The 20,816-nt window shown below is 69.5% G+C and carries 16 protein-coding genes; 10 read left to right on the top strand and 6 right to left on the bottom strand.

From position 1 onward, the window contains the following. Positions 1-5: 5 nt before the first annotated feature. A complete protein-coding gene (locus DMC64_RS30450) occupies positions 6-1,133 on the bottom strand; it encodes a lycopene cyclase family protein (RefSeq protein ID WP_125736339.1) in 1,128 nt (375 codons plus the stop codon). 43 nt (positions 1,134-1,176) lie between these two features. Between DMC64_RS30450 and DMC64_RS30445 the strand changes: the two genes are divergently transcribed. From DMC64_RS30445 to DMC64_RS30425, 5 genes are all read left to right on the top strand, one after another. Beyond that, complete coding sequence (locus tag DMC64_RS30445) at positions 1,177-2,739, top strand: deoxyguanosinetriphosphate triphosphohydrolase family protein (protein WP_125736338.1); 1,563 nt, start codon at positions 1,177-1,179, stop codon at positions 2,737-2,739. A gap of 213 nt (positions 2,740-2,952) precedes the next feature. Next, positions 2,953-5,823, top strand: a complete 2,871-nt coding sequence (locus tag DMC64_RS30440) for a S8 family serine peptidase (RefSeq protein WP_125736585.1) — start codon at positions 2,953-2,955, stop codon at positions 5,821-5,823. A 226-nt stretch (positions 5,824-6,049) separates the two neighbouring features. Then, complete coding sequence (locus DMC64_RS30435; RefSeq protein ID WP_199755152.1) at positions 6,050-6,718, top strand: acVLRF1 family peptidyl-tRNA hydrolase; 669 nt, start codon at positions 6,050-6,052, stop codon at positions 6,716-6,718. A gap of 142 nt (positions 6,719-6,860) precedes the next feature. After that, positions 6,861-8,489, top strand: a complete 1,629-nt coding sequence (locus DMC64_RS30430) for an ABC-F family ATP-binding cassette domain-containing protein (RefSeq protein ID WP_038515461.1) — start codon at positions 6,861-6,863, stop codon at positions 8,487-8,489. Between the two features lie 178 nt (positions 8,490-8,667). Then, positions 8,668-8,877: a helix-turn-helix domain-containing protein gene (locus tag DMC64_RS30425; RefSeq protein WP_003071237.1), complete on the top strand. Its 210-nt coding sequence runs from the start codon at positions 8,668-8,670 to the stop codon at positions 8,875-8,877. On the opposite strand, the gene DMC64_RS30420 is transcribed toward DMC64_RS30425, so the two are convergent. Further along, positions 8,878-10,179, bottom strand: a complete 1,302-nt coding sequence (locus tag DMC64_RS30420; protein WP_125736337.1) for a glycosyltransferase family 87 protein — start codon at positions 10,177-10,179, stop codon at positions 8,878-8,880. Between the two features lie 146 nt (positions 10,180-10,325). On the opposite strand from DMC64_RS30420, the gene DMC64_RS30415 reads away from it, so the two are divergent. Then, a complete protein-coding gene (locus DMC64_RS30415; protein ID WP_125736336.1) occupies positions 10,326-12,191 on the top strand; it encodes an ABC transporter ATP-binding protein in 1,866 nt (621 codons plus the stop codon). Positions 12,192-12,284: 93 nt separating this feature from the next. Here DMC64_RS30415 and DMC64_RS30410 read toward each other — a convergent pair whose 3' ends face one another. Then, positions 12,285-13,433 carry a serine hydrolase domain-containing protein gene (locus DMC64_RS30410; RefSeq protein ID WP_125736335.1) on the bottom strand — a complete coding sequence of 383 codons (1,149 nt, stop codon included), beginning with the start codon at positions 13,431-13,433 and terminating at the stop codon, positions 12,285-12,287. Positions 13,434-13,524: 91 nt separating this feature from the next. After that, entirely contained in the window at positions 13,525-14,253 is a 729-nt protein-coding gene (locus tag DMC64_RS30405; protein ID WP_037344077.1) for an SIS domain-containing protein, read from the bottom strand. 131 nt (positions 14,254-14,384) lie between these two features. Between DMC64_RS30405 and DMC64_RS30400 the strand changes: the two genes are divergently transcribed. From DMC64_RS30400 to DMC64_RS30385, 4 genes are all read left to right on the top strand, one after another. Next, a complete protein-coding gene (locus DMC64_RS30400; protein WP_037344078.1) occupies positions 14,385-15,080 on the top strand; it encodes an alpha/beta hydrolase in 696 nt (231 codons plus the stop codon). 21 nt (positions 15,081-15,101) lie between these two features. After that, entirely contained in the window at positions 15,102-16,364 is a 1,263-nt protein-coding gene (locus DMC64_RS30395) for a cyclopropane-fatty-acyl-phospholipid synthase family protein (protein ID WP_125736334.1), read from the top strand. A gap of 94 nt (positions 16,365-16,458) precedes the next feature. Further along, a complete protein-coding gene (locus DMC64_RS30390; protein WP_037344081.1) occupies positions 16,459-17,667 on the top strand; it encodes an LCP family protein in 1,209 nt (402 codons plus the stop codon). Between the two features lie 139 nt (positions 17,668-17,806). Continuing rightward, positions 17,807-18,337 carry a GNAT family N-acetyltransferase gene (locus DMC64_RS30385; RefSeq protein ID WP_125736333.1) on the top strand — a complete coding sequence of 177 codons (531 nt, stop codon included), beginning with the start codon at positions 17,807-17,809 and terminating at the stop codon, positions 18,335-18,337. Here DMC64_RS30385 and DMC64_RS30380 read toward each other — a convergent pair. Then, positions 18,324-18,788, bottom strand: coding sequence for a peroxiredoxin (locus DMC64_RS30380; RefSeq protein WP_037344085.1), 465 nt, complete (start codon positions 18,786-18,788; stop codon positions 18,324-18,326). The genes DMC64_RS30385 and DMC64_RS30380 overlap by 14 nt on opposite strands. Positions 18,789-18,805: 17 nt before the next feature. Continuing rightward, a complete protein-coding gene (locus DMC64_RS30375; protein WP_125736332.1) occupies positions 18,806-20,617 on the bottom strand; it encodes a diguanylate cyclase domain-containing protein in 1,812 nt (603 codons plus the stop codon). Between the last annotated feature and the right edge of the window lie 199 nt (positions 20,618-20,816).

Here is a 20,816-nt window from a genome sequence, read left to right as displayed (position 1 = left end):
CTGGGTTACCTAGAACGGCGTAACGCACGCCACCCGATCAGGTGTTTTCTTACTTGCCACGGTGACAATCGGAAAAGTGCCGACATTGCTTCGGTCGTACCCGAAACATCTTCGCGACCGCTCGTGAAAGCGCGCTGGAGCTCCGTGGGCAACGTGAAGAACAGATCGAAGAACACCGGGACCAGTTCGGGCGGCATCCCGCACAACGCGCGCAATCCATGCCGTCGCAATCCGTGCACGGTGCGTGCCGAGGACGGCCACAGCGCCCGATGCGCGGCCGACGCCACCGCGGCGGGACCTCGATCCCAAACCTGGACGACGGCGTCCGCGACCGGCTCCGCGAGCCGCACCGACGTCGCGACGCTGTACCCGGTCGCCGGATGCACCAGCGCTCCGGCGGCCCCGAACGGCACCGTCCGCCCACGTCGGGGCGCGGGCAGGTCGAGCACGATCCGCACGCGTTCCTCACGCCTGTGCGACCTCAGCCCGACGGCCCGGAGCCGGGCGCGCAACCGCGCCGCCAGGACGTCCAGCGGCAGCCCTGGTTTGCGGGCGAGCGAGGTTTCTTCGACCAGGACGCTGCCGTCGCCGAGCGGCAGTACATAGAGGAATCCGGACTCCGTGTCCCGCCAGTCCATGAACACGGCGGTGTCCGGGCGGTCGACCAGGCGCAGCGCGTCCTCGGCGGGGAGGACGACGCCGAACGCCGTCTGTTCGTACCGGTTCCCCCGCGGCCGGGCGCCGGTGGCGTCCACGTACAGACCGGTCGCGAGGCCCCGGCCGTCCTCCAGGCGCACCGAGGAACCCAGCCGTCCGTGGTCCACGCCGGACACCGTCCCGGCGACGACGTCGTAGCCCTCGTCCAGCCACCGGCGCAGGCCGTCGTTGTCCACCACCAGGTATCGGCGGTCGAGGACGTGTGGTCTGGTCCCGAAGGCGAGCGTGGCCGACGGCGCGCACGCGACGGCGCTGGTCGGCAGCGCGGGCAGCTCGTCGGCCCACAGCCCGTAGGTCGCCCGCCAGCGTCTGCCCGGCGCCGGGTCGATCAGGACCGTCGCCAGGCCGCGCCGGGCGCAGGCACGCGCGAGCGCCCGGCCCGCCGGGCCGCCACCCGCGATCACCACGTCCGCCACCTTCGTATCTCATCACGCCGCCTCGACGGATACGGTGTTGCGCATGGAACAGACGGACCCGAGGACGTGGCGGCGCGATCCGGCGAGCGAGAGCGCCGGGTTCACCGACCTCGCCACGAGCCCGTTCCGGATCGACCGGGACCGGATCGCCGCGTCGCCCTTCTTCGCGCGGCTCGGCGGCGTGACGCAGGTGGTCAGCGCCGGCGGTTCCGGGCTCCTGCACAACCGCCTCACCCACAGCCTCAAGGTCGCGCAGGTCGCCCGCGCGATCGCCGAGCGGATCAATTCCGCCAGTGATTCAGCCGAGCTCGCCGCGAAGCTGGGTGGTTGCGACCCGGACGTCGCCGAGGCCGCCTCGCTCGCGCACGATCTGGGGCATCCGCCGTTCGGGCATCTCGGCGAGCAGACCCTGGACCGGATCGCCCGGCACCGGTTCGGCCTCGCCGACGGTTTCGAAGGCAACGCGCAGTCGTTCCGGATCATCACCACGACCGACGTGCGCGGCCCGTCCGCCTCCGGTCTGGACCTCACCACGGCGGTGCGCGCCGCGGTGCTGAAATACCCGTGGGCGCGGTTGCACGTACCCGATCCGCATCCGACGTCGATGGACGTCCAGCCCCGCGGTGCGGCCGAACCGGCCGACGCCCCCGGCACCGGCGCGAGCAAGTTCTCCGCCTACAGCACCGAACTCGACGACTTCACCCAGGCGCGGGCCCCGTTCGCCGGCCGGATCGAGCCTTGGCAGCAGACCGTCGAAGCGTCCGTGATGGACACCGCCGACGACATCGCGTACGCCATCCACGATCTCCAGGACTTCCACCGGATCGGTGTCCTGCAGCACGCCCCGGTCGCCGCCGAGTTCACCGGCTGGGCCGACCACGCGGCGGAATTGGCCGCCCTGGACGAGGCGACCTTGACCGCCGAACGGCGGCTGCCCGGCCGTTCGCTGGAACGGCTGCGCCGCCGGATGCACGCCAAGGACGGGTGGATCGTCGACGACGACGCCTTCACCAGCGCCGTCGCCCGCGTGCGCGACGAACTCGTCGACGGTTTGCTCGCCACCGGGTTCGACGGTTCCATCGAGGCCGAACAGGCCACCGCCGCCTTCTCCGCGAAATGGACCGCGCGGCTCGTCGACGGCGTCCAGGTGGTGGCGTCGCCCTCCACCCGGACAGGGCATCTCACCCTGCGTCCCGCGCAGTGGCACGAGGTGCAGGTGCTGAAGTTTGTGCACCGGCGGTTCGTCCTGTTGCGCCCGGAACTCGCGCTGCACCAACGCGGACAGGCGAGCCTGGTGACCACCTTGGTCGACGCGCTCGACGCGTGGCTGCTCGATCGCGACGAGTTCTACCGTCTCCCGCGGCGGCTGCACGATCTGGTGGAACTGGCGCAGTCCGAGTTCTCCGCGTTGGCGCGGACGTCGCCGGAATTGCTCATCGGAGCGACCGGGGAACCGGTCACCGGCGCGGACGCCGTACGGGGCCTGGCGCGGGGGCGGGCGGTCGTCGACTTCGTGGCGTCGCTGACGGACAAGCAGGCGGTGACCCTTTTGGACGGCTTGTCGGGCCGTGCTTCGCAGCCTTGGTCGGACTCGTTCGTCCTGTGACGACACGATTACCCTGAACGGCCCACGACCTGCGGCCGAATCCGGAAATTATCCATCCGACGTCACCCGAACGGCTCCTGCCGCCGGTGCGCGCCCGGTACTTAGCTTGATCCAGCCGGTGATCGCCGGCGTCGGTCAGCGTGAGTCGGGGCACGCGCCTAGGAATCGGAGGCGCACGTGCGTCCAACCCGTTCTAGTAGGAGAAGAAGAACGATCCTGACCGCGGGCACCGCGGCCCTCGTCACCGCGCTCGGCCTGGTGAGCCCGCCCGTCGCGATGGCGGAGACCACGCAGTCCCCGGACGCGTTCTCGGAGAACACCGTCCGGCAGATCGAGGCACTGCAGTCGATCAAGAAGAGCCAGAACGCCGGCGAGTCCAAAGTGGACAGCCGACTGCTCGTCGAACAGAAACTCCGCGCGCAGCGGATGTCGGCCTCCGCGGTTCCCGCACTGGGGTCTGGGGCGAATGTCTCCGCGGCCGGCACCGTACTCGTGGACATCCGGGGCCAGGTCTCGGAAGAACTCCTCAAGGGACTGCGTGAATCCGGTGCGGGGATCCGCGCGGTCTCCGAGCGGTACGGCAGTGTCCGCGCCGAGGTGCCGCTGAACGCGGTGCCGTCGATCGCGGCCCGGGCCGACGTCAAGAAGGTCGAGACCGCCAACGAGGCGTTCACGGCCCGCCAGCTCGCCGAGCCCGCCACCGCGGGCAAACGGGAGAGCAAGGAGGAGAAGGCCGCCCGGATCGCGGACGAGCTGAAGAAGGCCGTCGAGGCCAAGGGGCAGGTCGGTATCGCGGCTGGGCCGACGAACAGCGAAGGCGACCGCGCGCACAACGCCGACACCGCCCGCCAGCAGTTCGGCGTCACCGGGGTCGGCACCAAGATCTGCGCGCTGTCCGACGGCGTCGACTCGCTCGCGACCTCGCAGGCACGCGGCGAACTCCCGGCGGGCGTCGACGTGATCCCCGGCCAGGAAGGCGACGGCGACGAGGGCACCGCGATGCTCGAGATCATCCACGATCTCGCGCCGAACGCGGCACTCGGTTTCGCCAGCGCGTTCAACTCCGACGCCAGTTTCGCCGACAACATCCGCAAGCTGCGCTTCGACGCGCACTGCGACGTCATCGTCGACGATGTCCTGTACTTCAAGGAATCCCCGTTCCAGGACTGGATCATCGCCCAGGCCGTGAACGACGTGACCGCGAACGGCGCGCTGTACTTCTCCTCTGCCGGTAACGAGGGCAACGTCGCCGACGGCACTTCGGGCCACTGGGAAGGCGACTTCGTCGACTCCGGCAAGAGCATCGGCAAATACGCCGGTACCGCGCACAACTTCGCCGGTGCCGCGGGCAACCAGATCTTCCAGCCGATCTCGAGCGCTTCGGGCCGGGTGCCGGTCACGTTGTTCTGGTCGGACCCGCTGGGCCGCTCGAACAACGACTACGACCTGTACCTGCTGAACGCGGCGGGCAACGTCGTCGACTTCAGCCAGGACGTCCAGACCGGCACCCAGGATGCCTACGAACGGGTGGACACCACGGGCGTCGCCGGGCTGCGGCTGGCCATCGTCAAGTTCTCCGGTGAGGGCCGCTACCTTTCGCTGTCCGCGTTGCGCGGCCGATTCACCGATTCGGCCGACGGCCTCAAGGCCTACACCAAACCCGGCGTGACCGTGGGCCACTCGGCTGCGCGGGACGCGTTCAGTGTCGCGGCGGCCCCCGCCGCCAAGGCGTTCCCCCGTGCTCTCGAACCGGGTGACCCGGCCAACCCGGCGGGCCCGTTCCCGGCGGCGTTCGGCCCGGGCTCGAAGGTCGAACGGTTCACTTCGGACGGTCCGCGGCGGGTGTTCTACCAGGCCGACGGCACCCCGATCACTCCCGGCAACGTGTCCGGGACCGGTGGTGAGGTCCGCGCCAAGCCGGACATCACCGCGGCCGACGGCGTCTCCACCAGCGTCACCGGTTTCACCACGTTCTACGGCACGTCGGCCGCCGCGCCGCACGCCGCCGCGATCGCGGGCCTGGTGCTCTCGGGCAACCCGGGGCTGCCCCCGGCCGAGGTGCGCGAGGCGCTGATCAACACCGCCGTCGACATCCTGGCCCCCGGCCGCGACAACTCCAGCGGCGCGGGCGTGATCCTCGCCGACAAGGTGCTCGCCTACACCGGCGCCAGCCCGCAGCCGCTCGCGTCCGCGGGCCAGCCGACGGTCACCCCGGCCGACGGCGGATCCGCGCTCGACCCGGGCGACACCGCCAAGGTGACCCTGCCGGTGACCAACCGCGGCGACGGCACCGCGACGTCCACCAGTGTCGTGCTCTCCAGCCCGACCCCCGGTGTCACGGTGGCGCCGCGATCGAAGTCCTACGGCACGATCAGCCCCGGGCAGACCGGCGTGAACGACTTCACCATCACCGTTCCCGCCACGCAGGAACTCGGGGTGCCGGTGGTGCTGAACGCGCGCGTGACCTTCGCGGGTTCGTACTCGCCGACGACGTCCACGTTCTCGCTGCCGGTCGGCACCCCGTCGCCGGTGACGCAGAACTTCGCCTACGCCGGTGACGCGGTGGCGATCCCGGACAGCGATCCGACCGGCGTGACCGTGCCGATCACGGTGAGCGGTGTCGGGCGCGCGTCGAAGCTGACGTTCTCGGTGGACGGCGCGACCTGCAACACCGACCAGACCTCGGCGACCGTGGGCATCAACCACTCGTACGTCGGTGACCTGGTCGGCACGCTGACGTCGCCCGCGGGCGCGAAGGCGACCGTGTTCCAGCGCAGCGGCGGCTCGGGCAACAACCTGTGCCAGGTCGTCTTCGCCGACAACGCGGCCGCCGCGTTCAGCTCGGTGAGCGCGGCGAACGCGCCGTTCACCGGCACCTACAAGCCGGCGCAGGCGCTCGGTGGCCTTGCCGGTGCGGCGGCCGACGGCACGTGGAAGTTCACCGCGGTCGACGTCGCCGGTGGCGACACCGGTTCGATCCGCTCGATCTCCTTGCACCTCAACGGTTTCGTGCAGCCCGGCGTGGCCGAGCGGCCCGCGGGTGTCGGGAAGTCGGTGGGGAAGGGGCCGGTGAAGCCGGTCTAGTCCTCCGGTCATGCGAGTCACGCCTTCGCGCCCGCGTGCTTGAAGGCGTGACTCGCGTGCTTGAGCGCGACACTCGCGTGATTGGAGCCGTAACTCGCGTGATTGACGGCGTGACTCGTGAGTTTCGCCTTCAATCACGCGAGTTCCGCTTTCCCGCACGCGAGTTCCGTGCCTGAGCACGCGAGTGCGGGGTTGCCGATCCGGCCGGGCCCCGTACGTTGGAACTATGGCGAGGGAGCGGCAGGTGGCGGGCGGGGGCCGGGCGGTCGAGGTCGCCCCGGATCGGCTCGAAGGCTGGTACGCGCGCTTCGCCGTCCGCAACGAAGGCGTCCGCTCGACGGAACTGAAGCCGGACACCGTCACGGTCGTCGCGGACAACGGCGTCGTCGCCGTCGCGATCGTCCCTTTCGGACCGCTGAAGGCGGAAGGAACGGTGACGGGACTGGCCGTCGGCCCGCTCGTCGAGCACGCGCTGATCTCGCGGAGGATCGCCCTTCTGCTGGTGCGCCGCGGCGGGCACAGTGTCGGAATCGCGCGCGGGGGAGTGGTCGTCCAGTCCAGGACGGACCGTCATCTCGTCCAGGGCCGGTCCGCGGCGGGCGGGTGGTCGCAGCAGCGGTTCGCGCGGCGTCGGGAAGGGCAAGTCCGCACAGCGCTACGGGCCGCCGCGGAAGACGCCTTCGAGGTGCTCGTCCCTCAACTGTCCGAAGTGGACGCCGTCGTGCTCGGCGGTGACCGCCGCGCCTTGGAAACCTTGCGTGAGGACAGGCGGCTGGCGCCGTTGTTCGAGCGTGCCGAACCCCGCGTTCTCGACATCCCGGAACCACGCCGCACGGTGCTCGAAGACGCGGCGGAGCGGGCCGTCGCGGTCGAAATCACCCTCGCCGGGCCGTGACGTCGGGCACGGTCGGATAAAACCGTTCGACACCGGCCCGTACACTGATCGCGTGGACATCCTCTTGGAGTAGCTCCTCGCCGGCCCGTCGGCCGGCGAGTCGAAGCTGTCCGCTCATCCACCCCTTGTACCGGGAGTTCCCGTGATCACGGCCTCTGGCCTGCAGCTGCGCGCTGGTTCGCGCATCCTGCTCGACGACACCAACGTCCGCATCCAGCAGGGCGACCGCATCGGCCTGGTCGGCCGCAACGGCGCCGGCAAGACCACCTCGCTCAAGGTACTGGCGGGGGAGGGCGAGCCGTACGCGGGCGAGGTCCGCCGCAGCGGCGAGCTCGGCTACCTCCCGCAGGACCCGCGTGAGGGCGATCTGTCCGTCACCGCGAAGGACCGTGTGCTCTCCGCTCGCGGCCTCGACTCCTTGCTGCGCAACATGGAAAAAGCGCAGAACGCGATGTCGGAGCTGGTTGACGAGAAGGAACGCGACAAGGCGGTCAACCGCTACAGCCGTCTCGAGGAGCGCTTCGCCTCTCTCGGTGGGTACGCCGCTGAGAGCGAGGCCGCGCGGATCTGTTCCAACCTCGGCCTCGCCGACCGGGTGCTCGCGCAGACGCTGCAGACGCTCTCGGGTGGTCAGCGCCGCCGCGTGGAGCTGGCCCGGATCCTGTTCGCCGCCGCCGAAGCGGGCGCCGGCGGCAAATCCGAGACCATCCTGCTGCTCGACGAGCCCACCAACCACCTCGACGCCGACTCCATCAACTGGCTTCGCGGCTTCCTGAAGCAGCACGACGGCGGTCTCGTGGTCATCAGCCACGACGTCGAACTGCTCGCGGACGTGGTCAACAAGGTCTGGTTCCTCGACGCGACCCGCGGCGAGCTCGACCTCTACAACATGGGCTGGCAGCGCTATCTCGACGCGCGCGCCACCGACGAGAAGCGCCGCCGCCGCGAGCGCGCGAACGCCGAGAAGAAGGCGTCCGCGCTGCAGCAGCAGGCCGCCAAACTGGGTGCCAAGGCGACGAAGGCCGTGGCCGCCAAGAACATGGCCCGCCGCGCCGAGCAGATGCTGTCCGCGCTCGACGAGACCCGGCAGGCCGACAAGGTCGCCCGGATCAAGTTCCCCGAGCCCGCCCCGTGCGGCCGGACCCCGCTCACCGCGGAGGGGCTCTCGAAGTCCTACGGATCGCTCGAGATCTTCACCGGCGTCGACCTCGCCATCGACCGTGGTTCGAAGGTCGTCGTGCTCGGATTGAACGGTGCCGGAAAGACGACTCTGCTCCGGCTGCTCGGCGGAATGGAAACTCCGGATACCGGCGAGACCATTCCAGGTCACGGATTGCGTTTGGGCTATTACGCACAGGAACACGAAACGCTCGACCACGATGCGTCCGTGTGGGAAAATATCCGTCACCTCGCGCCGGACACCGGCGCGCAGGAGTTGCGGAACCTTCTCGGCTCGTTCCTGTTCACCGGCGAGCAGCTCGATCAGCCCGCCGGCACGCTCTCCGGCGGTGAGAAGACGCGGCTCGCGCTCGCCGGTCTGGTGTCCAGCGCTGCCAACGTTTTGCTGCTCGACGAGCCGACGAACAACCTGGACCCGGCCAGCCGCGCCCAGGTCCTGGACGCTTTGCGCAGCTTCGCCGGAGCGGTCGTCCTGGTGACGCACGACCCGGGCGCGGTCGAGGCGCTGGAGCCGGAACGCGTGATCCTCCTGCCGGACGGAACCGAGGACCATTGGTCGGCGGATTATCTGGAACTTGTCCAGCTTGCGTGAGGCCTGCGTCCGTTCGGGTGCTTGATCGATGCCATCCGGCCACTGAAATGGCCCAATGTGATCGCGGTTTCAGCAGTTTTGCGCTCGTCGTCTGGCATTCCGGCGCTCAGTGTTCGATCATTGCGGCGACAGGGGCCGTTATGTGGCCCAGAACACTCTCGGCGGGAAGGCGATCGACGTGGCTGATCTCAAGAAAGGCGCGCGGATCACCGGCAACACGCGTGACAAGCTGGCCGCTGACCTGAAGAAGAAATACGAGAAGGGCTCGAGCATCCGCGCCCTCGCGGAGTCCACGGGTCGCTCGTACGGGTTCGTGCACCGGGTCCTCTCGGAGTCCGGCGTCCAGCTGCGCGGCCGTGGCGGTGCCACCAGGGTCAAGAAGAAGTAGTCACGAGGAAGTAGCGGACTGCTGCGCGGGGGGCGCAGTTCCCTTTCCAGGGACCGCTGTTTCACGGGTTTCCGCGGCGAGGAAGGCCAGCCTGGCACCGAGCAGGACCAGCGGATACACCAGGTAGCCGTACCGTGTCGCCGGAGTGAGCATGATCAGCGCGACCAGCCCGATGGCCATGCGCAGCAACGCGTCCGAACCGGTCGCGGGCGGGCGTCGCAGCAGCCAGACCAGGATCGCGACGGCCGCGATCCCGAGCAGGGCGAAGGAAACCGCCGTGCCCACCGGGCCGAGCGAGGCGATGAGGTGGCCGGGCAACGGGCTCGCCGCCGGTGACTTGATCACGCCGATTCCCATCGGGAACCGGAAGACGTGCTCGACGAACGCCTTGGGGTCCACCAGATAGACGGGTACGTGCAGGACGAGGGTCGTCACCACGAGTGCCGCGGCGAATCCGCCCAGTGCGCGAGGACCACGCCGCGTGATCAACAGGACACCCAGCACCACGATCGCCGGCGCGACGATGAGTTTCGCGCTGACCACCAGTGCCAGCACCAGGCCCGACAGGACCGCGCGGCCCGTCGAGGCCAGCGCGAAGGACAGCACCAGCAGCCCCACGATGGCCAGATCCGGGCCGGCGACCGCCCAGGTCAGCGCGGTCAGCGGGCAGGCGAGGGCGAGTTGTGCCGCGCTGACCGGGATTTTCGGCCACTTCAGCAGCCGCAGCGTCAGCAGTACACATGCGACGGCCGCCAGCGCGAACATCCAGCGCGCGTCGGTGAGGGCGTTCGCGACCGGTCCGCCGCCCAGCAAGGCGCGCGGCAGACCGAAGACGGTCATCACGGGACCGTATGGCGTGTAATCGTTTACTTCCACCGCGCGACCGAGCGCGGTGACGTCGACGTACGGGGTTCCGTTCTCCAGAAGGAGTTTCGCCGAGCGTTCGATGACCCAGACCTCGGGCTGCGCGGCCCACGAGTTCGGCGTGACGAGCCAGTCCACTCCGGTCAGACGGCGAATGACGAGCATTCCCAACGGAAGGATCATGGCGAACAACCCGATGGCGCCGATACCCACCCACCGCGAGCCGAGCGCGCCGGGCGGCGTCTTGCCGCGCCGCGCGGCGATCGTCAGCCAGCCGGTGTGGACCACGGCGAGGCCGTAACCCGCGACGGCGAAGTTCGCCCACACGCGATAGCCGTAGAATTCCGCGACCGCCGTGTTCGCGACGGCGAAGATCAGGCAGCCCGTGTAGAAGACCAGGTCGATGGTCAGTCGTCGCCGGTCGGGGTCCTTGGTCACCGGCTCAGGCTACCGACGTGGCCACCTGCGCCGGAAAGAGGACGCGGAAACCGGGAAGCATCCGGTGTGCTCCGGTGTTGGTCATGCTTATATCCGGGAAAACTCTCGACTAATATCGAGGTTTTGGGGGCGAAGAGAGGGTTCTCATGGACAACACGTGGACGCTGATGAACTCGGCGATGAAGTCGGCCGACGTTCCGAAGGGGCTGCACAAGGGCACGCTCCGCCGCGTCGCACGGTTCGCCAGGCCGCACTGGCGGAGGTTGCTGATATTCCTGGTGCTCACCGTCGTCTCGGCGGTGCTGGCGGTGAGCACGCCGGTGCTGGCCGGGAAGGTGGTCGACGCGATCGTCGGCGGGCACGACGTCGCGCTGGTGGTGTGGCTCGCCGTGGTGATCGCGGCGCTGGCGCTGATCGACGCCGGGCTCGGCCTGGCCGAACGCGCCCAGTCGTCGAGGATCGGCGAGGGGATCATCCTCGACCTGCGGCTCGCGGTGTACCGCCACGTGCAGCGGATGCCGGTCGCGTTCTTCACGCGCACCCGCACCGGCGCGCTGGTGAGCAGGCTCAACAACGACGTCATCGGCGCGCAGCGCACGTTCACCGCCACGCTGTCGGGGCTCGTCACCAACGTGATCCAGCTGGCGCTGTCGCTGGTGGTCATGGTGACGCTGTCCTGGCAGGTCACCCTGCTGGCATTGGTGCTGCTGCCGGTGTTCATCCTGCCGACGCGGCGGCTCGGGCGGCGGATGGCCGGGCTGCAGCGGGAGGCCGGTGGGCTCAACGCGTCGATGACCACGCAGATGACCGAACGGTTCTCCGCGCCGGGCGCGACGCTGGTGAAGCTGTTCGGCGACCCGGAGCGCGAGGCGGGCGAGTTCGGCGCGCGGGCGGGGCGGGTGCGCGACATCGGCGTTCGCACGGCGATGCTGACGCGCTGGTTCCTGACCAGCCTGACCACGGTCTCCGCGCTCGCGCAGGCGCTGGTCTACGGGCTGGGCGGCTACCTCGCGCTGACCGGGGCGCTCGCGCCGGGCACCGTCGTGGCCTTGGCGTTGCTGCTGACCAGGCTGTACTCGCCGCTGACCGCGCTGGCGAACGTCCGGGTGGACGTGATGACCGCGCTGGTGTCGTTCGAGCGGGTTTTCGAAGTGCTCGACCTCAAGCCGATGATCGAAGAGAAGCCGGACGCACGACGCGTTCCCGAAGGCCCGGTTTCGGTGGAGTTCTCCGATGTCCGGTTCGGCTACCCGGCGGCGGACCGGTACTCGCTGGCTTCACTGGAAGACGTGTCCACTTTGGATCATCGAGGTGGCGAGGAGGTGTTGCACGGCATCAGCTTCCGCGCCGAACCCGGGCAGATGGTGGCACTGGTGGGATCGTCGGGCGCAGGCAAGTCGACGATCGCCTCACTGCTGCCGCGGCTGTACGACGTCGACGCCGGTTCGGTCCGTTTGTCCGATGTGGACGTTCGTGAGCTGAGTTTCGCCTCGCTGCGGGAAACCGTCGGCGTGGTGACCCAGGACGGGCACCTCTTCCACGACACCATCCGCGCGAACCTCGAGTACGCGCGGCCCGGGGTCACCGACGACGAGATCTGGTCGGCGCTGGAGAAGGCACGCCTTGCCGACCTGATCCGGGAGCTGCCGGACGGGCTGGAGACCGTGGTGGGGGAGCGGGGGTACCGGCTTTCCGGTGGTGAACGGCAGCGGCTGACGATCGCCCGGCTCCTGCTGGCGCAGCCGAAGGTCGTCGTCCTCGACGAGGCGACCGCGCATCTGGACTCGCAGTCCGAAGCGGCCGTCGGCGAGGCGCTGACCGACGCGCTGGACGGGCGGACCGCGCTGGTCATCGCGCACCGGTTGTCGACGGTCCGGGCGGCGGACCAGATCCTGGTGATCGAGCACGGGGAGATCGTCGAGCGAGGGACGCACGAAGAGCTTCTCGCGCGCGATGGTCGCTACGCGTCGCTGTACCTGACGCAGTTCTCGGAGGAGCCTGCGGCCGCGTGACCGAGGTGGGTCGCTTTCCACTTGATGTGTCATGAAAGGGTCGTTCAGGACATTTTTCGTCCTGAACGACCCTTTCATGACATCCGGAGCGGGTCAGGCGAGGGCAGGGGAGGCGAAGGTCGCGTTCACCAGCGCCATCTTCCGCGGATCGTCCCGCATGAGCGGCCCCATCCGGTTCATCGTGTAGCCGAAGGCGATCCCGCTCTCGGGATCCACGCCACCGGACGAGCCGCCGAGCCCGTCGTGCCCGAAGGCGCGCGGGTTCGGGCCGAAGCCGCGTTCCTCGCTGCCGAGGTAGAACCCCAGCGCCCATTCGTTGCCCAGCCCGCCGACGACGTCGGTCTCCCGGCCCTGCCCTTCGCGGGCCGTCGCGAGCGCCTCGGCCGAGAGCAGCCGCCCGGAGGCGACCGCGCCGTAGACGGTCGCGATCGCCCGGGCGGTGCCGTGTCCGTTCAAGGCGGGCAGGATCGCGCGCCGCCAGGCGGGATCGTTGGCGTCGCGGCCTTGGACGCGCGGGTTCGCCAGCGCCGCGAGGGCGACCGGGCCGGCGTTGGCGAACGCCTGGGTCAGCGCGGTCTTCATCTCGTCGCTGAGCACGGGCTCGACGAGGGTGGAGCAGCGTGCCAGATCGTCGTCGGAATCCAGGCCGATCCGGATGTCCGCGTCCAGCGGACCGGCGATGTGTTCGGCGAAGTACGCGCGGACGTCCTGGCCGCTCACCCGGCGGATCACCTCGCCGACGAGGAAACCGAACGACAACGCGTGATAGCCGCTGGCCGAGCCCGGTTCGAAGAGCGGCGGCTGCGCGGCGAGCAGTCCGGTGATGTGGTCCCAGTCGTAGAGTTCCTCGACCTTGACCGGCCGCTCGACGCCGATCCCGGTCACCCCGGAGCGGTGCGAGAGCAGCCATCGCACGGGGATGTCCTGTTTGCCCGCGGCCGCGAACTCCGGCCAGTACTTCACGACGGGGGCGTCGATGTCGAGCGCGCCGGCGTCGGCGAGGTGGTGCGCGCAGAGCGCGGTCATGCCCTTGGTGGTCGACCAGACGTTGGTGAGCGTGTCCGCGCGCCACGGGATCGTCCGGTCCGGATCGGCCCAGCCCGCCCAGAGGTCGACCACGGTCTCGCCGTGCCGGGTCACCGAGAACGCGGCGCCGAGCTCACCGCGTCCGGCGAAGTTCTCCTCGAAGGCGGCCCGGACGGGTTCGAAGCCCGCCGCGCAGTCGCCGTGGATCTCGGTCATGGCGCGGACCTCCCGTGGGGACACCGACCGGTCGGTATGTGACCGTAGAAGCGTCGCGGGGACGAGTCAAGAGGCCCGTCCCCGCGAATCGCTACCGCAGTGCCGGGACTCGCGCGCCGTACTTGGCCAGCAGTGCGGCGTTGGCCTCGTCGCCACCGTCCACGTTGGAGCTGCGCCACAGCGGGATGTCGACGCCCTGCGCCGCACCCAGGTCCACGACCTCGGCGAGCACGAGGTTCCAGAGGAACGCGTTGATCACTGTGGACAGTGGCGCGGTCCGCGGCGCCTCCGGCGGGTAGCTCGAGTCGCCGGGACGGACGTGCGAGTCGAGCACGATGTTCGCCTCTTCGATCAGCGTCGTGGCCGCGCGCTTGGGCGCCGCGGCCACGGAGGCGGCCGAACTCACCGCGATGACCGACGCCCCGCGTTTGCGCGCCCCGGCGGCCAGTTCGACCGGGTACGGGTTGACGCCCGACGTCGAGAACACCACCAGCAGATCGTCCGGACCGGGGGCGCGTTCGGCGAGCACCTCTTCGGCGAGCCCGGAGCGGCGCTCGGTCTTGGTGCTGTGCTGCGCGCCGTGCAGTGGCAGCAGTTCGGGGTGGTAGACCGGGTAGACGCAGGCGAGCCCGCCGGCCCGGTAGAAGGTCTCGGCGACCGCGGCCAGTGAATGCCCCGCCCCGGCGGTGAACACCAGGGCGTCGGCCCGGATGACCCCCAGGATCAGCTCGGCCGACTTCCGGATCTGCTCCGCGTTACCCCGTTCGGCCTCCGCGAGCCGTTCGGCGACGTCTGCACAACGTTCGGTGGTGCTCACCACATCCGCCCTTCCGTCTGGAGATCAGCGACGAATGTATCGCGTGGACCAATCGCCGAAGTGGAATACATGGGGTCATGATCGAGGTTGACCCGATCACTGCGGCCGGGGTTTCGGAGACTGGAGGGTCCAGGGTGAGCGAGGCTGATCCCGCGGTGCGGACTTGGCGGGCACGCGGCCAGGTGAAAGCCGTGGTGCTGGTACTGCACGGCGGCGCGGAGCACAGTCATGCCCGCGTGGCGCCGTGGCGGCTGGCGTACCAGCGGATGGTGCCGCTGGCGAAGGACGTGCACCGGGCGGGCCGGGGGCACGGGGTCGAGGTGCGGCTGCTGCGCAACCGGATCTACGGCTGGAACGACCACGGCACCGACGCGCTCGCCGACGCGCGCTGGGCCTTGGCGCGGATCCACGACGATCACCCCGGCGTGCCGGTGATCCTCGTCGGCCACTCGATGGGGGGACGGGTCGGCCTGCGCGTGGCCGACGATCCGGCCGTCGTCGGGGTCTGCGCGCTGGCACCGTGGACACCGCCGGGTGAACCCGTCGACGCCGTCCGCGGCCGCGCCGTGCTGATCGCGCACGGGACCAAGGACCGGATGACGGATCCGGTGGCGTCACACGCTTTCGCCGAACGCGCCGAAAAGGTGACATCGCGGTCGGCGCGGTTTGAAATCGGTGGCGAAGGGCACGCGATGCTGCGAAGGTCTCGGGTCTGGAACCGTCTGGTACGGGCATTCGCGCTCGAGCTGATCGAAGCCGGGGGCACTGACGAAACGCTGAGCGGGGCCTGGGATCGGCCGAGCTCGGAGCGGCTGCGGATCCCGGTCTAGACCGGGCGGGAGGGAGTACCCATGTCCACGTCGAGCGTCGATCGGGCGGCAGGTCCGTCCGGCCTTCCCGGTCCCGACGAAACCCGGTGGCCGGGATTGGCCACCCCGCCGCATTCCCCGTTCCGGGCGCGGATCGCCGAACAATTGTTCCGGCACGCGGTGCGCCCGCTGAACGTCCGCGTGCGCATGCCCGACGGCTCGCAGCTGGGCGCGGGCGGCCCGGACGCGCCCGAGATGCGGCTCAACCGTCCCGCCGCCTTCTTCCACCGCCTCGGCGTGGACGCGAAGATCGGCTTCGGCGAGGCGTACATGGTCGGTGACTGGACGAGCGACGCGCTCGCCGAGGTGCTGACCCCGTTCGCGGAGCGGATGGCGACGCTCATCCCGCCGTTGCTGCAGCGGTTCCGCCGGTTCGTCGACCGCGGTCACCCGGACGGCGAGGAGAACAGCGTCGAAGGCGCACGGTCGAACATCCATCGTCACTACGACCTGTCGAACGATCTGTTCGGCGCGTTCCTGGACCCGTCGATGATGTACTCGTCGGCGTTGTTCGGCCCGGACGACGACCTCACCGCCGCCCAGCACCGCAAGATCGACAGCGTCCTCGACTACGCCGGCGTCCGCGAAGGCAGCACGGTGCTCGAAATCGGCACCGGCTGGGGCGAACTCTCGATCCGGGCCGCCGCGCGCGGGGCTACGGTCACGTCACTCACCATCTCCGAGGAGCAGGCGAAGCTGGCGACCGAGCGCATCGCGGCGGCGGGTTTCGCCGACCGCGTCGACGTCCGGCTGTGCGACTACCGCGACTCCTCCGGCGAGTACGACGCCGTGGTGAGTGTCGAGATGATCGAAGCGGTCGGGGAGGCGTACTGGCCGACGTTCTTCGAGACCATCGGGAAGCGGCTGAAGCCGGGCGGCAGACTGGGGCTCCAGGCCATCACGATGGACCACGAGCGCATGCTCGCCGCGGCTCGTTCGTACACCTGGGTGCACAAGTACATCTTCCCCGGCGGGCTCATCCCGTCGACCACCTCTGTCGAACAGGGCCTGCTGGAGCACGCGCGGTTGAAGCTGGAGGGGGTGCGCGAGTTCGGCCACGACTACGCCCGCACGTTGCGCCTGTGGCGGGAGAGGTTCACCCAGCGGTGGGACGAGATCACCGAACTGGGCTTCGACGAGGTCTTCAAACGGATGTGGGAGTTCTATCTGGCGTACTCCGAAGCGGGGTTCCGGTCGGGGTATCTCAAGGTCCACCAGTTCGGATTCGCCGAAACCGGACGGTGAGCACCACCCAACCGATGCGGGGTGCCGCACGTCCTTCACCTAGGGTCTGCGGTTGACTGGGCCCCACACGCGAGATCGGGACGGGTGATTCGGCATGACGTATGGAGGCGACGACCGAGGGCGACGGCTGCCGCCACAACGGCCGCCGTCCGGCCGCCCCCGGCGGCACCAGCCCGCGCAGATGATGCCGCTGCCGGGGCGGGGGAGCAGCCCGTACGACGAGCGGACGACGCCGATGGGGCACGGAGGCCAGGAACGCCCCGCCGGCCCGCCTCCGCGCCGTCCAGGCCCGCCGCAGCCCCCTCCTGGGCGTCCGATGGACGACGCGCGCCCCCCGCGGCGGCGCAAGCGGTGGGGTTTCGGCAAGGTGCTGCTCACGTTGCTGACCGTGTTCGTGGTGTTCCTCGCCGGCGTGTGGGTGTACCTGGAGTTCTCGATCAACCGCGTCGACGCGCTGGCCGACTACTCCGGCCGCCCCGTCGCGGCCGAGGGCACCAACTGGCTGATCGTGGGCTCCGACAGCCGGGACGGGCTCACGCCCGAAGAGCAGGAGAAGCTGGTCACCGGTGACTCCAAGGCCGCCGGTGGCGGCAAGCGGACCGACACCATCATGATCGCGCACGTCCCGTCCAACAGTGTCAAACCGACGCTGCTGAGCCTCCCGCGGGACTCGCAGGTGAGCATTCCGGGGCACGGCAAGAACAAGATCAACGCGGCGTTCTCGATCGGGGGCCCGACGCTGCTGGCGCAGACCGTCGAAGGCGCCACCGGCCTGCGCATCGACCACTACGCCGAGATCGGCTTCGGCGGCTTCGCGAAGATCGTCGACGCGATCGGCGGGGTGCACATGTGCGTCGAGAAGCCGATGGAGGACACCCTCACCAAGATCAAGATCCCCGCCGGCTGCCAGGACCTCCAGGGCCCGCAGGCGCTCGGGTTCGTCCGCATGCGGCACAGCGACGCGACCCCGCGTTCGGACCTCGACCGCGTCGCCAACCAGCGGAAGTTCATCGGCGCGCTGGTCAGCGAGATCGGCAGCCCCGGCACGCTGCTGAACCCGTTCTCGCTGTTCCCGCTGCTGTCGACCGCGCCGGACGCGCTGACCATGGATTCGGGCGACCACGTGCACAACCTGGTCGGGCTGGCGCTGGCGATGCGCGGGATCTCGTCGGGCGGCGTCGTCACCACGACGGTGCCGGTGACCAACGGCTCGGCGGAGAACTGGGACAAGACGAAGTCGAAGCTGCTGTTCGACGCGTTGAAGAACGACACGGAGATCCCGGACAGCGCGATCCTGACCTGATCCTCGGGTCGCTTCAGGTGTCATGAAAGGGCCGTTCAGGACGAAAGATGTCCTGAACGGCCCTTTCATGACACCCGCGAAACCCGTTCGGCGCCGAAAACCGGAGGCGCCCGGAACCGAAGCGCGTCACCATGGGCGGATGGAAGCGCCCGCCGAGACCCTCGCCGACGAAGTCGTCACCCTGCGCCGCTGGAAGCCCGGGCAGCTCGAAACCCTCGCCGCCGTCGCGGGCGACTCCGCCGAACACCTCGGCGCCTGGATGATCTGGGCCACCTATGGTTACGGCCGTCGTGAAGCCGCCGACTTCCTGGAGCGGTCCGCGAAGAACTGGGCCGACGGCAAAACCTACGACTTCGCGATCCTCGCGGGGGAGGATCTCGTCGGCGGCACGGGCATGATCACGCATCCGGACCGGATCGAGATCGGTTACTGGCTCGGCAGGCACCACACCGGCCGCGGCTTCGCGACCAGGGCCGCGAAGCTCTTGGTCGACGAGGCTTTCCGGCTCGGCGCGCCGGAGGTCGAGATCCGGCACGACGAGAAGAACCTCGCGAGCGGTGCCGTACCCGCGCGGCTGGGGTTCACGATGGTCGGCGAGGAGCCCGCCGAACCGCCGCACGCCCCCGCCTGTTCGGGTGTCAACCGGTCCTGGCGGCTCAAGCGTCCTTAGTCTTGCGCGCACGCAGGGCCGCGAGCGCCTTGTCGGCGTGCACGGTGAACTTCAGCTCGCTCTTGATCACTTCGAGCACCTTGCGGTCGGTGTCGATGACGAAGGTGTGCCGTTTGGCGTGCAGCGGGCTGAATTTGCGCCAGACGCCGAACTGTTTCGCCACCACACCGTCCACATCGGACAGTAGGGGATAGTCGAAGCCGTGCTTGGCGGAGAACTCCTGCTGTTTGGCGACGGCGTCCGGGCTGATGCCGACGCGGTGCGCGCCCACTTCGGCGAATTCCGCGGCCAGGTCGCGGAAATGGCAGCTTTCCGCGGTGCAGCCGCTGGTCATCGCGGCGGGGTAGAAGAACAGCACCACCGGACCGGAGGAGAGGAAGTCCGACAGCCTGCGCTCTTCGCCCTTGTCGTCGGGCAGCGTGAAGTCCGGGGCGAGGTCACCTTGGTCCATGGAGCGATCCTGTCACGTCAATGAGCATGCCGTTCGATCAGCTCGTCGACCTCGTCCCCGGTCGCGGAATCCGCCACGAACGAACCCCGCGCCGCGAGGACGCCGTACCGCCGCAGCCGTTCGGCCTGTTCGTGACTCTGGACGCCTTCCGCGCCGATGCGCAGTTTCAGCTCCTTCGCCCTGGCGACCAGCTGGCACAGATGGCGGACGTCGGCCTCGTTCTCGCCCTCTGCCAGCGCGTCGACGACCGGGCCGGACAGGATCACGTGGCGGACGGGCAGCCCGTGCCGCGGGATCAGCTCCAGATCGTCCGAACCGGAGATGGTCAGCACCAGCTGTGCGCCCAGATCCGCCAGCACGGCGAAGGAGTCGAGCACCTCGCCGCTCGAGTCGAGCACGGAATCGCGGTCCGTGCACAGCCTCAGCGCCTGAGCGGGCAGGTTGTGCCGGTCGAGCTGTTCCTTGACCAGCAGGACCAGATCGGGCTCGATGGCCAGCCGGGTCGGCAGCCGCACGCAGACGTCGGGAGCGGCGTCGCCGAACCTGCTGCGCCATCGCGCGGTGGCGGCGAGCGATTCGGCCAGCAGCCACCGGCCGAGCGGGATGGTCATCCCGGTGATCTGGGCCAGCGGATAGAACTCGTCGGAGTCCAGTTCGCCCTTCTCCGGATGGCTCCAGCGCAGCCCGGCGTTGACGGCGGCCAGCTGGTCGGGATTCGCGAGCTTCACCGTCGGCTGGTAGATCAGCGAGAACTCGCCGTTCTCCAGCGCGCCCGCGATGACCGCGCCGAGCTGGTAGCGGCCACGGTCACGCGCGTCGAGCTCCGGGTCGAACAGCATCCACTGCGCCTTGCCCGCCTCCTTGGCGCGGTGCAGGGCGATTTCCGCGGCCCGCAACAGGTCTTCGGAGCCGCCGTCGGCGACCGGGCGGACGACGATGCCCGCGCTCGCGCTGACGCCGATCCCGTGCCCGCCGAGGTAGATCGGCTCGGCGAGTTCCTCCAGCGCCTGCTCGACCAGGGCGATCACCTGGGGCGGCGTGAAATCGCCGCGCAGCAGGACGGCGAATCCGTCGCCGGACAACCGGGCGACTGAACCCTCGTGCCTGCCGGCGAACACGGACCTGAGCTTCGTCGCGACGCCGCGCAGCACCTGGTCACCGATACCGGCGCCGAGCCCGTCGTTGATCACCTTGAAGCCGTCGATGTCGAGATAGACGAGGGCGACCTGCTCGCCGCCGGAACCGGCGAGCGCGGTTTCGAGGGCGTTGCCGAACGCGGTGGCGTTGGGCAGGCCGGTCAGCACGTCGTGCACGTTCTGGTGCCGCAGTTGTTCCTGCAGCAGGTGGATCTCGTTGGCGTCGGCGACCATCAGCACCGGATAGGTCGTACCGGGCCGGTCACCGGGGAGATCGGTCAGGGTCACGTCGCCCCAGAGCGGGCCTTCCTCGTTGTGGGTCAGCAGCAGGCGTTCCTGCTGGGTCGGCTGGCCGTGCGTCATGAGTTGCGCGAGCGCGTTCCGCAGGCGGGCGACGTCGTGTTCGGCGGAGCCGAGGTCCGGGATCTCCCGGCCGCGCAGCGAGGCGGGACGACAGCCGAGGAGACGGCCGAGCGCGGCGTTCGCCTCCACGATGGTGCCGTTGGCGTCGGCGAGGGCGATCCCGATGGGAGAGGCGGAGTAGAGCTTGGAGAAGCGCAGCAGCGCCGGCTGATGATCGGGCTCGGCACGGACGGCGTCCTCGGCGACGCCGAGCAGGAATTGTTCGAGTTGCTCCTTGGGAAGCGATACTCCTTTAGTGTCAGCGAGCGTCTCGGCCCATCTCCGGGCCACGTCCACCAACCCTGGCGCGGAACCAGGTTCGGGCACACTTCACCTCTTCATGCGCGGTTGATGGCCAGCTCAGACCGGGTGTCCGAGCCCACGGACCCACACTAGGTATGAGCCGACCGGGTGTAGTGCCACGGCACCATGCGCGATCCGGGGTGTCTACCGGCTGAAAGGGTGATCGCTGCTACACGAGTGGTGACCG

It is taken from the genome of Amycolatopsis sp. WAC 04197, from assembly GCF_003947475.1.
In the GTDB taxonomy this organism is placed as follows: Bacteria; Actinomycetota; Actinomycetes; order Mycobacteriales; family Pseudonocardiaceae; genus Amycolatopsis; species Amycolatopsis japonica.
Note: the sequence above shows the minus strand (reverse complement) of the source record. Positions and strands in the feature narration are given on the sequence as shown.